10 protein-coding genes are annotated in these 13,650 nt (G+C 65.4%); 1 reads left to right on the plus strand and 9 read right to left on the minus strand.

The window, feature by feature from the left end:
* Positions 1–2: 2 nt before the first annotated feature.
* Positions 3–1,556 (plus strand): glucose-6-phosphate isomerase, encoded by a 1,554-nt coding sequence (pgi, locus tag AC1DSJ_RS15935; protein WP_342066233.1) that lies wholly within the window; start codon positions 3–5, stop codon positions 1,554–1,556.
* A gap of 65 nt (positions 1,557–1,621) precedes the next feature.
* Here pgi and AC1DSJ_RS15940 read toward each other — a convergent pair whose 3' ends face one another.
* The 9 genes from AC1DSJ_RS15940 to AC1DSJ_RS15980 all read right to left on the minus strand — a co-directional run bounded on the left by AC1DSJ_RS15940 (position 1,622) and on the right by AC1DSJ_RS15980 (position 13,011).
* A complete protein-coding gene (locus AC1DSJ_RS15940; protein WP_054423167.1) occupies positions 1,622–2,755 on the minus strand; it encodes a glycosyltransferase family 4 protein in 1,134 nt (377 codons plus the stop codon).
* Positions 2,752–3,909, minus strand: coding sequence for a glycosyltransferase family 4 protein (locus tag AC1DSJ_RS15945; RefSeq protein WP_346551523.1), 1,158 nt, complete (start codon positions 3,907–3,909; stop codon positions 2,752–2,754). The genes AC1DSJ_RS15940 and AC1DSJ_RS15945 overlap by 4 nt, the downstream gene beginning before the upstream one ends.
* Complete coding sequence (locus tag AC1DSJ_RS15950) at positions 3,906–5,021, minus strand: glycosyltransferase family 4 protein (RefSeq protein ID WP_441371607.1); 1,116 nt, start codon at positions 5,019–5,021, stop codon at positions 3,906–3,908. Before AC1DSJ_RS15950 ends, AC1DSJ_RS15945 begins: the two co-directional genes overlap by 4 nt.
* A gap of 3 nt (positions 5,022–5,024) precedes the next feature.
* Positions 5,025–6,956, minus strand: a complete 1,932-nt coding sequence (asnB, locus tag AC1DSJ_RS15955) for an asparagine synthase (glutamine-hydrolyzing) (protein WP_054423170.1) — start codon at positions 6,954–6,956, stop codon at positions 5,025–5,027.
* Positions 6,957–7,001: 45 nt separating this feature from the next.
* Positions 7,002–8,144, minus strand: a complete 1,143-nt coding sequence (locus AC1DSJ_RS15960) for a glycosyltransferase family 4 protein (RefSeq protein WP_441371608.1) — start codon at positions 8,142–8,144, stop codon at positions 7,002–7,004.
* Positions 8,145–9,494, minus strand: coding sequence for a murein biosynthesis integral membrane protein MurJ (murJ, locus tag AC1DSJ_RS15965; protein WP_175170920.1), 1,350 nt, complete (start codon positions 9,492–9,494; stop codon positions 8,145–8,147).
* 1 nt (position 9,495) lies between these two features.
* On the minus strand, positions 9,496–10,521 hold the full coding sequence (locus AC1DSJ_RS15970) for an SDR family oxidoreductase (protein ID WP_441371609.1): 1,026 nt from the start codon (positions 10,519–10,521) through the stop codon (positions 9,496–9,498).
* Positions 10,522–10,531: 10 nt separating this feature from the next.
* Complete coding sequence (gene tviB / locus AC1DSJ_RS15975) at positions 10,532–11,809, minus strand: Vi polysaccharide biosynthesis UDP-N-acetylglucosamine C-6 dehydrogenase TviB (RefSeq protein WP_156336544.1); 1,278 nt, start codon at positions 11,807–11,809, stop codon at positions 10,532–10,534.
* Between the two features lie 95 nt (positions 11,810–11,904).
* On the minus strand, positions 11,905–13,011 hold the full coding sequence (locus AC1DSJ_RS15980; protein WP_054423174.1) for an MraY family glycosyltransferase: 1,107 nt from the start codon (positions 13,009–13,011) through the stop codon (positions 11,905–11,907).
* Positions 13,012–13,650 lie beyond the last annotated feature (639 nt).

Here is a 13,650-nt window from a genome sequence, read left to right on the forward strand (position 1 = left end):
CCATGTCACTGTCCAACAGCCCAGCCTGGCAACGCTTCACCGCAGCGGCCCACGCCGCATCGCGGCGCGGCGAGCAATTGCGGCTGATCCCGGCGCCCGGTTTGCGCCTGGACCTGAGCACCCAGGCCCACTCGCCCGACTTGCAGGCGGCTTCCGGCGAACTGCTGGCGCAGCAAGGCTTTGACGCCGCGCGCGCCATGCTGTTCGACGGCGGCCACGCCAACTGGACGGAAGGCCGCGCCGCCTGGCACACCGCCTTGCGCGCGGCGGAGCCGCCGCCGGCAGTCGCCAACGCCGTGCAGGCCGAACGCGACCGTCTGCGCGAATTCGTGCGTGAGGCCGATGCCGCCGACCGCTACGGCTATGTGCTGCATCTGGGTATCGGCGGCAGCGACTGGGGGCCGCGCCTGGTCACCCGCGCGCTGCGCCATGGCGGCGCCCGCCGCGAAGTCCGCTTCGCGTCGAACGTCGATTCGCATTCGGTGGCCGACGCGATGAGCCGGCTGGACCCGCACGACACACTGGTCATCGTCGCGTCGAAATCGTTCACCACGACCGAACCGTTGGCCAACGCCGAAGTGGCGATGAACTGGCTGCGCGACGCGGGCGTGGCCGACCCGATCAAACAGGTTGTGGCGATTACCGCCAACGTGGAAGCCGCGCTGAACCTGGGCATTCTGCCCGACCACATCTTTCAGATCTGGGACTGGGTGGGCGGGCGCTATTCGTTGTGGTCGGCCATCGGTCTGCCCATCGCCTTGGCGCTGGGCAACGATGCGTTCGACCAGCTGCTGGCCGGCGCCGCCGCCATGGACGAACACTTCCGCACCGCGCCGCTGGCCGACAACGCGCCCGTGCAAATGGCGCTTGCCGGGGTCGTGAATCGCAGCGTGCTGGGGTATGACTCGCTGGTCATCGCGCCCTATGATTCCCGGCTGTATCACCTGGTGCCGTGGGCGCAGCAGCTGGAAATGGAATCGCTGGGCAAGGTCGCCACCGCCGACGGCAGCCCCGTCGGCGTGCCGACCGGCGCGGCGATCTGGGGCATGTCAGGCACCGACTGCCAGCACACCTTCTTTCAATGGCTGCATCAGGACTCCATGGGCGCGCCCGTGGATTTCATCCTGTGCGAACAGCCCGACCACGATTACGCGCGCCATCACGAGCTGCTGATCGCCAATTGCCTGGCGCAGCGCTCGGCGCTGTTGCGCGGCAAATCGTTCGAGGAAGCGTTGGCGGAAACCTCCGCCACCGAACGCGACCCGGCCCGTGCGCGGCTGCTGGCGCAGCATCGCGTGCACCCGGGCGGCCGCCCGTCGTCACTGATTGTGTTGCCGCGTCTGGAAGCCTACACGCTGGGCGCGCTGCTGGCCCTGTACGAACACAAGGTGTTCACGCAAGGCGTGATCTGGGGCATCAACCCGTTTGATCAATGGGGCGTGGAATTCGGCAAGGTGCTGGCCAAGAGCATCATGCGCGAACTGGATGCGCCGCAGCCTGGCCAACAAGACCCGTCGACCCGTTTCTGGATCGACGCGATGGCGCGCCGCCACTAGGTTGCCCCGCGCGGAGTACGCCACGCGGCGTGCTCCACCCAGCAGGCCCTATGCGTTCAGCCGGCTCAGGCGCTGAGCGCGTCGTACAGCTCCACATGGATGCGGGCGACGCGCTCGATATTGAATTCGCGTTCCGCCAGCACACGGCCCGCTGCCCCCATGGACTGACGCAGCGCGGCATCTTCTGCCAAGCGTTCGATGGCGTCGGCCAAGGCTCGCGCATCACGCACGGGCACCAGCAAGCCCGTCTCATTCGGTTCGATGGCATCGCGGCAGCCGGGCACGTCGGTCGTCACCACCGCACGCCCGCAGGCCGCGGCTTCGATCAGTGACTTCGGCAGCCCCTCACGGTATGAGGGCAGCACGGCGATGTGGCACGCCGCGTACAGCTCGGCGATGTCCGACCGTTCGCCCAGCGCCTGGACCGCGCCATCACGTTGCCAGGCCTCGACCTCGGCCTGCGTCGCGGATGCCGGGTTGCCAGCGTCCACGCCGCCCACCAATTGCATCGTCACGGGCACGCCGCGTTCGCGCAGCAGCGACGCCGCCTGCACAAATTCCTGTACGCCCTTGTCGCGCAGCAAACGCGCCACCATCGTCACCACGACGGGCGGTGCGGGCGGCTCGGGCAAGGCCCGGTACGCATTCAGGTCCACGCCTGCGCCGCGGATGATGACGACCTGCTCATCGCGCACGGCGCCCAGCGACTTGAGCATGTCGCGGTCGCTGGTGTTCTGGAAAATCACCCGGCTATTGGGATGCCCCAGCGCCACGCGATACAGCCGCGCCACCACCGCGCGCACCATCCGCATCTTCAGCGAATTGGACAGGAACACGAAGCCCAGCCCGGAGATCGCGGCCACCATGCCGGGCACGCGTGCCAGACGCGCGGCGATGCCGCCATACAGCACGGGCTTGATCGTGACCAGGTGCACCACGTCAGGACGCACGCGGCGGAACAGCCGCAACAGCGCCATCAAGGTGCCCAGCTCCTGCAAGGGATGCTTGCCGCTGCGCGTCATCGGAATGGCGTGGTGCGTCATGCCGAGTGCCTGGATGTCGGCCACGGCGGGCCCGTCCATCGTCGCCACATGCACGTCATACCCCGCGCGTTGTGCGGCCAGCGCCACTGGCACGCGATGCGACATGAAAAACGCGGGGTTATTGACGACAAACATCAGGCGGCGGCCGGTGCTCATGCCTGGACTCCAGAAATGCGGCGCCATACGGCGATGTAACGTTGCACCATGCGGGCAAGGTCAAAATTTTCCAGCACGCGGGCGCGGCCGGCTTCGCCTGCACGGCCATGGCCGCGCGCGGCCACGTCGCACAAGGCGGTTTCGATGCCGCGCGCAAGCGCCTCGGCTTGTTCAGGGGGCACGACCACGCCGGTGTCACCAACGATGTAGGCGGCGTCGCCCACGTCGGTCACCACGCAGTACACGCCGCAGGCCATCGCTTCGGCCACGACGTTGGGAAAGCCTTCGGCACAGCTCGACAGCACATGCAGGTCCAGGCCGTTCATCACGGCGGGAACATCGTCGCTGGGGCCGGCAAGAATCAGGCGGTCGCGCAGGTTCAGCTTGTCGATCAAGGCGGCAAGTTCGGGGTTGTCGGCGCTCATGCCGCGTCCGACCAGCACGCAACGCAGGCCGCCATCACGGCCATCGCGCACCAGCGCGGCCACAGCGCGCAGCAGATTGGCGTGGTCCTTGAGCGGGTCCCAGCGGGCCACGCAGCCGATCACCGGCGCGTCTTCCGACACGCCCCATTGCGCCCGCACGCGCGAGCGCGCCTGCGCATCGGGGGCATAGCGCGATAAGTCATAGCCGTTGGAGATCACCTCCATGCGGTCGCGCCGATAACCCTTTTCCGCATGGCGCTCGGCGGCGTTCTGCGCGGCGCAGACAATGGCGCGAGGCACGCTGCCCGACAAGGCCGCGCACGCACGCAACACGATGCGCGCCGACCGGCTGCTGCGTTCCAGGTGCGCGCCCGAATTGCGGATGCCCCACGCAATGGCGCGCACGCCCGCCAGCCTTGCGGCCAGCCCGCCGATCAGGTCGGCGTGATACATCCACGTCTGTACGGCATCGGGGCGCGCGTCGGCGATCAACCGGCGCAAGGCCAGAAAACCGCCCAGGCTGACACGCCCGCGCTTCATGCCCAGCGCATGCACCGCAACGCCGGCTGCGCGCAGACGCTCGCCGTAGATACCTTCATCGGTCAGCGACACGACGGTGTGTTCCACCCCCGCATCGGGATAGGTCGCCAGGCGCAGCAGCACGGATTCCGCGCCGCCCTGCCCCAGACCGGTGATGACATGCAGCACGCGCAGCGCGGGGGTGCTCATCGCCCCTCCCGCACCGCTTCGAACAGTTCGTCCCATTCCGTCAGCACCGCTTCCAGCGCATAACGATGGCGCACGGCCGTTGCTCCACGCTCGCCCAATTGACGGCGCAACGACACGTCGCTCAGCACGCGCTGCAACGCATCGCGCAGCGCATCGCTGTCGCCTGCCGGCACCAGCAACGCGTCCTGGCCGTCGCGCGTCATTTCGCGCGGGCCGCTCGGGCAATCAAACGCCACGCACGGCAGGCCCAGCGACATGGCTTCCAGCAACACATTCGGAAAACCTTCCACCAGCGAGCTCAGCACGAAGGCCTGGCCGCGCGCCAGTTCTTCCCACGGCGTTTCGGTGCGGCCGGGCAGGCTGACCCGCGATTGCAGGCCCAGGCGCTCGATCTGCGCTTCCAGCGCGGCACGCTCGGGGCCTTCGCCCCAGATGCGCAGGTTCCAGTCGGGATTCAACGGCGCCAATTGCGCAAACACGTCGATCAGCAGATGGAATTGTTTGTCTGCCACCAGACGTCCCATGGCCAGCAGTTCAAGCGGGCCGCCGTCTTCGCGCTGTTGCACGCGCGGCGCATCCAGCAAGGGCGCAGGCAAAGGATTGGGAATGACGGCCAGGCGCTTGATGCCCGGCACTTGGCGCGAGAACGGGCCGGCGGTGTCTTCCGCCTGCACCGTCACCATGTCGGCGCGCGGATACAGCAGCCGGCGCAGCTTGCGCCACACCGAACCCGTGGTCGTTTCGGCGACGGGGTTGGTCCGTTCGCAAACGATGAGCGGCACGCCCAGCCCTCGCGTGGCGAGGATGGCGGCCACATTGACGTTGGTCAGGAAAGACACCACCACATCGGGCTTGGTGTCGCGGATGTGTTTGCGTAGCGCCATCAGGCGCTTGAACGCAGCCCACCCGCCCGAGGCCCGCGTGCCGGCGATATCGGCCAGCCAGGCAAGTTCGACCTTGTCCGATAAGGGATAAAAACACGTGCCCTTGGACGAGTAGGTGGGCGTCAAGGTGACGGCATCCCCGCGTTCGGCCCATGCGCTGACGAGTGTGGCAGCCACCCGCTCGGCGCCGCCCGCATGCATGGAACTGACCAGCATCAATATTCTCATTCGTCAAAGACTCCCAATAGATCCCCCTTGATCCGGTCCTGCACGATAACGATCCAGCCAGGCCTGCATCATCAGCACGCCCCACAGATGGCTGTCCCAGTTGCGATGGCCCGACGTGTGTTCGCGCCACTTGCGCAGAATGGGTTCGGGCTCGAACCAGCCTTCCTGGCGCAAGCGCGCCGGGTCCAGCAGCGCGTCCGCCCATTCCCGCAAGGGGCCGCGCAGCCACGCAGCCAGCGGCACGGCGAAGCCGCGCTTGGGGCGGTCCACCAGCGCCTGCGGCACGTGGCGATGCAGCACCTGGCGCAGCAGCCACTTGCCCGTATTGCCGCGCACCTTGTATTGATGCGGCAGGCTCCAGGCGAATTCATACACGCGGTGATCGATCAGCGGCACGCGCGTTTCCAGGCTGACGGCCATGGCGGCGCGGTCAACCTTGACCAGGATGTCGTCGGGCAGGTAAGTCACCGTGTCCAGCTTCATCATGGCTTCGAAGGTCGTGCCTTGCATGGCGCGCGCAAATTCCGAGACGGGTTCGACGCCACCTTTGACGACCTGGGACGGGTCCGCCCAGTACGACACGAAGTGGCGATAGAAATCGCCGCGCGAATCGGTGCGCAACAGTTCGCCGAGCTTGCCGACTTTGCCGCGCCACGCGCCCCGCCCGGGCAGATGCGTCGATGCGGTGAGCAGCGCGCCAGCGGGTTTGCGCAACAGCGCCGGAACGCGCTCGCACTGCTGCCACCACTTGTTCACGCGGAAATAGCGCGAGTAGCCGCCAAAGAGTTCATCGCCGCCGTCGCCCGACAAGGCCACGGTGACGTGCTGGCGCGCCATCTTCGTGACGAGCGACGTCGGAATCTGCGACGAATCGGCGAACGGTTCGTCATACATGTCCGCCAGCGACGGCACGACCGCCAGCGCATCCGCCGCGGTCACATACAGTTCAGTGTGGTCCGTGCCCAGATGGGTGGCGACGGCCTTGGCGTGCTGCGCCTCGTCGTAGCCCTTTTCGTGGAAACCGATCGCGAAGGTGCGCACGGGCTTGGCGCTTTGCGCCTGCATCAGCGCGACGATGGTCGACGAATCAATGCCGCCCGACAGGAAGGCGCCCAAGCTCACGTCCGACAACATCTGCCCGCCGACCGCCTTGGACAACACGGCTTCCAGCGCTTCGGTGGCTTGAGCGTCGGACTCAAACGTCAGCCGCGATTTGGCGGCGGCGTCGGCGGCGTCGCGCGCCGACCAGTACACGCGCGGCTCGGGCATGCGGCGGCTGCGGGTGTCGTCGGCGGTGAATTCCACCCACGTGCCCGGCGGCAGTTTGGCGATGCCTTGATAGATGGATTGCGGCGCGGGGATGTAGTTGTGCCGCATGAACGACGCGAGCGCGTTGCGGTTCAGGTCGCGGCCAAATCCGGGGATGGGCATCAAGCCCTTGAGCTCGGACGCGAACACCAGTTCAGCGCCCGAGTAGCCGTAGTACAGCGGCTTTTCGCCCATGCGGTCGCGCGCCAGCATCAGCTTGCGCGAGGCGCGGTCCCATAAGGCGATGGCGAACATGCCCACCGCCGCCTGCAACGTGGCCTCGATGCCCAGCGCGGTAAAACCGGCCAGCAGGGTTTCGGTGTCGGAATGGCCGCGCCACGACGGCGCCAGCGCCGATTGCTCAAGCTGCTTGCGGATGTCCAGGTGGTTATAGACCTCGCCGTTGAACACCATCACATAGCGGCCGCACGCGGACGTCATGGGCTGGTGGCCGGCTTCGGTCAGGTCCAGGATCGCCAGGCGCACGTGCGCAAGCGCCAGCTCGGCCTCGGGGTCTTCCCAGAAACCGTTGCTGTCCGGCCCGCGGTGGCGGATGCGGCGGCAGCTTTCCGCCAGCACGCGTTCCTTGTTCCCGATGGGGCCCCAAATTCCGACTATTCCACACATGATGAGGTTCTCGTGGTCACCGTAGCAACGGCATGCGGGCCAGGCCTAGCGGCCCGGCGCGCGCACGCCGTCAAAAAGTTCTTGCCATTGTTGCAGCACGCGCGCGGCCGAAAAACGGTCGCGCACATCGGTTGCTGCCTGCGCCATCCGCTGGCGCCCTGCGTCGTTATCCATGACGTCCGCCAGCGCCTTGCACAGCGCCGGCACGTCGCCGTTGGGGCGTACCAAAACGCCATCAATGCCCTCGCGCACAATCTCGCGCGGGCCGGTATCGCAATCAAACGACACTGCGGCCAAGCCGCTGGCCATCGATTCCAGCAAGGTGTTCGACAAGCCTTCAAAGCGCGACGTCAGCACATAGAGGTCAGCGCTGCCGTACCAGTCGCCTACGTTGCCGGCGCGTCCCGGCATCGCAATGCGCGAGGCCAGCCCGGCGTTGGCGACCTGCGCTTCCAGCGCGCGGCGTTCATCGCCTTCGCCCAGAATAACCAGATCCCAGTCCGGATGCGATGGCGCCAGCGTGGCAAAAGCCTGGATCAGCAGATCGAAGCCCTTGTCCGCATGCAAGCGGCCCACCGCCAACAGGCGTTTGCGGCCGTCGCCCGAAACCGGCGTCAACACGGGTTCGGCGCGCGGCAACGGCCAGTGCACCGGGTTGGGAATGACAGCCAGGCGCGAGCCCGGCACGTGTTGCTCGATCCAGTCTGCTGTGCCGCGCGTTAACGCAACCACGCGCGCGGCGCGCGGATACGTCATGCGGCGCAGGCGCTGCCACAAGCCCGACAGGGTTTGCGACGGGGGATGCGTGTGTTCGGTTGCGATCACGCGGCACGACAGGCCGCTCGCGGCCAGCACGGACAGCACGGAGGCGGTTGTCATCATGCCCAGCACGATGTCCGGGCGGAACGCCTTGATCACGCGGCGCAAGGCGCGCACGCGCTGCACATTGCTCCAGATGCCGCGCAGGCCGCCGCCCTCGCCTGCCGTGTGCAGGACTTCGCGGCGCACTTTCGGATGCAGCGTATAGACGTCGCCATCGGCGCTGGCCTGGGTCACCATCATAACTTCGCGGCCCATGTCGGCCCAATGCGCGCTCAGGTCGGCGGCAACCCGCTCAGCGCCGCCGCCATGCAGCGAATGAATGAACAGCAGCACGCGCAGCGCGCGGCCGGAGTCGGCGTCGGACATTCAATCGGCCTCCTTGGGTTCGGCCTTGCGCATCGCCACCACCAGGTAGCACGCGTAAGACAGCACATACATGAGGCTGGTCGCCAGCATGATGCCGGCCGCGCCCATCTTGGGCGCCAGCACAGTGTTCAACAGGGCCTTCAACGCAAAATTGGCCACGGCAATGGCGGCCATGATGCGGTAACGGTTCTGGCTGGCCAGCAATTGCACCAGGATCAGCACGCCGAAATAGAACGGCAATTGCAGCAGGCCCCAGCGCAACACGTGCGCCACGGCCTCGGTATTTTCGGCGGTGAATGCGCCACGCTGAAACAGCACGGACACGCCCCACGGCGCCAGCACCCAGCCGATCGCCACGGCGGCCGCGCCCGCGCCCACCATCAGCACCGACCATTTCAGCGCCATGCTGCGCGCCCGCGCGGTGTCGCCGCGCGCTTGCACGTCGGCCAGCACCGGCAGCGCAGCGCGGCCCACCGACACGGCGCCAATGCCCAGCAACAACGACAGCAGCCGGCTGGCGTAACCCAGCGTGGCGTTGGCGTTGGCGCCCAGGTTCGCCGCGGCGTATTGGTCCAGCGGGCCGACAAAGCTCATTGCCACTTGCCCGATCAGCATCACGCCGGCCGCGCCCATCAGTTCGGGCCAGTGCGGCGAACGCAAGGTCAGCCTGGGTGCGCCCCAGAACCCCTTGTCGGCGCGCGCAGCCAGCCAGGCCAGCCACACGGTTTGAATCGCGTAGCCGACGAGCGTGCCCCACAGCAGCGGCCCCACGCCATCGGCGCTTACGGCCAGCATCACCCAGGCCAGCGTCGCCACGGCGGGCACGCTGTCCAGCAAGGTATTGACGTGGCGTTCATGCGCACGCAGGCGCGCGGCGCTGATGCCGGCGATGAGCAGCAGGGCCGACACTGGGGCAAAGGCCACGAGCAAGTCGCCCGTCATGCCGCGCACGCGTTCAGGCAAGCCCTTGCCTAGCGCATCGACCACGTAGGGCCACGCGAACCACGTGCCGATCGCCAACGCAATACCCGCCGCGGCGACCCAGCCTTGTAGCTCTTTGATGAATTGGTTGCGTTCGGCGTCTTCGGCGCGGTTCAGGCGCACCAGCACCGGAATCAGTACCACCGACAGCACGCCCACGATCGTGACCGGCAGCCAGGTGGCCATGGTCATCGTGAACTGGTAGGCGTCCACGGCGTCGCTGACGCCGTAGCGGTACGCCACCGCCATCTCTTTGATGGCGCCGGCGGCCTTGCCCAACAAGAGGAACACCGCCACCCGGAACGCGCCTTTGAAAATGCGCTGATGGTCCGGGTGGATGTTTCCGAGTTTGCGGAGAAGTGCTTTCAAATCAACGCAGGAATTGCGTGTACCAGGGCATGGCCACTTCCAGGCCTTGCAGCACGGTGTGTGACGGCGCATAGCCCAGCAGACGGCCGGCCTTGCTGACGTCGGCCTGCGAGTGGCGCACGTCCCCTGCGCGGAAGTCGGCATACACCGGCTTCTTGGCGTAGGTCACGCTTTGGTTGCCCAGCGCCTTGACCAGGAATCCGAACAGGTCGTTCAACGTGCTGCGGCCACTGACGGCCACGTTGTAGACCTGGTTGCGGGCTTCCGGCGGGGCCATTGCGGCCAGCAGGTTGGCTTGCACCGCGTTATCCACAAAGCAGAAATCGCGGCTGGTTTCGCCGTCGCCGTTGATGGTGACGTCGTCGCCCTTGATCATCGCGGCGGTCCACTTCGGGATCACGGCGGCGTAGGCGCCGTCCGGGTCCTGGCGTTTGCCGAACACGTTGAAATAGCGCAGGCCCACGGTTTCGAAGCCGTACGAACGGGCGAACACGTCGGCGTACAGCTCGTTCACGTACTTGGTCACGGCGTACGGAGACAAAGGCTTGCCGATGTTCTCTTCCACCTTCGGCAACGCCGGGTGGTCGCCGTACGTGGAGCTGGACGCGGCATACACGAACGACTTCACGCCGGCGTCGCGCGCGGCGACCAGCATGTTCAGAAAGCCGCCGATGTTCACTTCGTTCGTGGTGATCGGGTCTTTCAGCGAGCGCGGCACGGAACCCAGCGCGGCTTGGTGCAACACGAAGTCCACGCCTTCCGTGGCGCGCTGGCAAGCGGCCAGGTCACGGATATCGCCTTCAACGAAGGTGAAGCGCGCCCATTGCTCAGGCGACACCGAGTCGCGCACTTCATCCAGATTGCGCTGGTGGCCGGTGGCGAAGTTATCCAGGCCGGTGACGGTCTGGTTCAGTTTCAGCAGCGTTTCCAGCAGGTTGGAGCCGATGAAGCCGGCGCAGCCGGTCACGAGCCACTTGCGCGGCGCGGCCGACAGTTCCTGCTTGAGGGTCTCAAAACGTGTAGTCATGGCGCAATCCTTACAGACGCAGATCGGATTCGGCGGGCGACAGCACGTACTTCAAGTCGTACAGGATGTGTTGCGCCTTGCCCAGCTTGCGGATGCCTTCGGCGCCCATGGCCTTGAATTGGTTGTGCGCCACCGCGAGGATGACGGCGTCGTACTTGCCTTCCTCGGGCTTGGCGACCGGGGTCAGGCCGTATTCATGCACGGCTTCCTCCGGGTCGACCCACGGGTCGTACACGTCGACGTCGACGTTGTAGTCGCCCAGTTCACGCACGATGTCCACGATGCGCGTGTTGCGCAAGTCGGGGCAGTTTTCCTTGAAGGCCAGGCCCATGACGAGCACGCGCGCGCCTTGCACATGGATGCGCTGCTTGGTCATGGCCTTGACCAGCTGCGACACCACGTAGCCGCCCATCGAGTCATTCAGGCGGCGGCCCGCCAGGATGATCTCGGGGTGGTAGCCGATGGATTGCGCCTTGTGGGTCAGGTAGTACGGGTCCACGCCGATGCAGTGACCGCCCACCAGGCCCGGACGGAACGGCAGGAAGTTCCACTTGGTGCCGGCAGCTTGCAGCACGGCTTCGGTGTCGATGCCCATCTTGTTGAAGATCAGGGCCAGTTCGTTGATCAGCGCAATGTTCACGTCGCGCTGCGTGTTCTCGATCACCTTGGCGGCTTCGGCCACGCGGATGCTGGACGCCTTGTGCGTGCCGGCGGTGATGATTTCCTTGTACAGCTGGTCGACCAGTTCGGCGACGTCAGGCGTGGAGCCGGAGGTGACCTTCTTGATCGTGCTGACGCGGTGTTCTTTGTCGCCCGGGTTGATGCGCTCGGGGCTGTAGCCGGCGTAGAAGTCCACGTTGAACTTCAGGCCCGACACGCGTTCCAGCACCGGCACGCAATCTTCTTCGGTAGCGCCCGGATACACGGTCGATTCATAGATGACGATGTCGCCTCGCTTGAGCACGGCGCCGATCGTTTCGCTGGCCTTGACCAGCGGGGTCAGGTCGGGCTGCTTGTATTCGTCGATGGGCGTGGGCACGGTCACGATGAACACGTTGGCCTGGCCCAGTTCGGCGCGGTCGGCGGTATAGCTCAGTTGAGCGGCTTGGGCCAGCTCTTCGTCGCTGACTTCCAGCGTATGGTCGTGACCCGCTTTCAATGCGTCGATACGGCGCGTATTGATATCGAACCCGATGACCGAGCGCTTCTTGCCGAACTCCACCGCCAGGGGCAGACCGACGTAGCCAAGGCCAACGACAGCGAGTTTCACATCCTGAATTCGCAACATAACTCTCCCTTCACCGTAGATCGACTACGGCATTTTAAATATGGTCGGGTGATTGATAACCGAGCCCCCGGCGGCATTCGCCGGGGCACTCAAAACTAATCCGAGGTCTTCAAAACGGACGGCAAGAGCAGCCATCCCGGACGGCGCCAGGACACCAGGCGCGCGTACAGCCAGATATAGACGCTGGCGAACACCACCAGACTGGCGCAGAGCGCCCAGGCGTTGTCCCACCAGATGGTGGCCGGCACCAACCCGATCAACGCCAGCACCCACATGTAGGGCGACGCCATCGCGTTGCACAGCGCCGGCACCGCATGACGGCGGCCGCGGCTGAACGTCACACGAACCAGGCGGCGGAACACCAACTGGTGCAAGTGCAACGCATCCGGCTGATCAACCGGCACGCCACGCTTGAAGCGGCGGCGCCAGATCGAAAAGCCCGTTTCGAATACCGGGTAAAACAGCACGGCCAAGGCGTAGAACGGCGACACCGAGGGGTTGCGCACCACCAGCAACACCGCCAGCTCAGCCAGCATGAAGCCCAGGAAGTACGCGCCGCCATCGCCCAGGAACACGCGGCCAAACGGGAAGTTCCAAACCAGGAACCCCAAGGTGGCCGAGGCCAAGGCCGCGGAAATCAGGAAGATCGGCACGTCGCCCACTTGCAGCGCCACCAGGCTGATCGACACCGCCATCAACGTGGCGACCATGCCGGCCAAGCCGTTCATGCCGTCAACGATGTTCAGCGCGTGCGTACAGCCGCCCACCGCAAACATGGTGAACAGCAGCGACACAGGCCAATAGGACAGCACGTAATCCACCGGCGCCATGCCGACACGGCTGACGCCGCCCAGCAGCCACCACGCGATTGCGGCCGACAAAAATGCCGCCAGCAAACGCTTGCTGGCGCCGATATCTTTGGTGATGTCTTCGAGCAAGCCCGCGACGAACACCGGCAAGGCGGCAACAAACAGCGCCGGCCAAAGCCAGGTCAGGGTCATGTTTGCGGGGCCCAGCACAAGCAGGCCCAGCAGCGTGCCAGCAAGCACGGCCAAACCGCCGACGCGAGGCGTGGCGCGGGAATGGTTGGCTTGCGGTTTATTGAGGTCGCTGTCGCCGGTAAAACGGCCATGCCAGCGTTCCGACCAGACGATCGCCCCGCCAACAAGGAACGCGACCACGCATATGTACAGCCAGGTCACAAGATCACCTCTGGTTGGTCTATCGAGACAGGCCCGCCATTATCGGGGGCAGGTGTAACGCCCATATATGGGAGCGATAAGGAAGTGCAATTCACAGGCACGAAACGTAACACCCGAATTTGGGCTGTTCGAAAGCCAACCCGCCGTGGCCGGGAAGGGGCGGATGCAACAACACCGCGAACGCGCGGAAGGTCAGGTTTCATGCGAAGGATTGTAGAGCTTTCCGCCTCGGAACACGCGAAATATCCCAGGGAAAACGCGGATGCCGCCATAGGGAGGAGACGGCGAATGGCCGCACTGGCGGTGTCGCGCCCCTTAAAAATAGGGACGGATTATTTTGACGCAAAAAAAAGCCCGAGATCGTGAGATCTCGGGCTAAATCCACCAAAGGAGGAGGGTGGAGGAGACAACCGTGGCATGTTGGGAGCTGACCTTCTGCTCGCTGCGCTGTCGGGGTTTTGCACCGCGCCGACTGCGTTTCAACATCCGATGAGTGAATAGTACCGAGGTTTTTTGTGCGTTGCAAGAATTTTTTTAATCTCTTTAGAAGGCCAGATTTCACGTTGCGTTTTTGCCGCAAATTTCAATCCAACCCTCTGAAGACCCGCACAAACAATAGGTCTAACCAAAAAAAGGGTT

The sequence above is a fragment of the Achromobacter sp. 01N37 genome, from assembly GCF_056399725.1.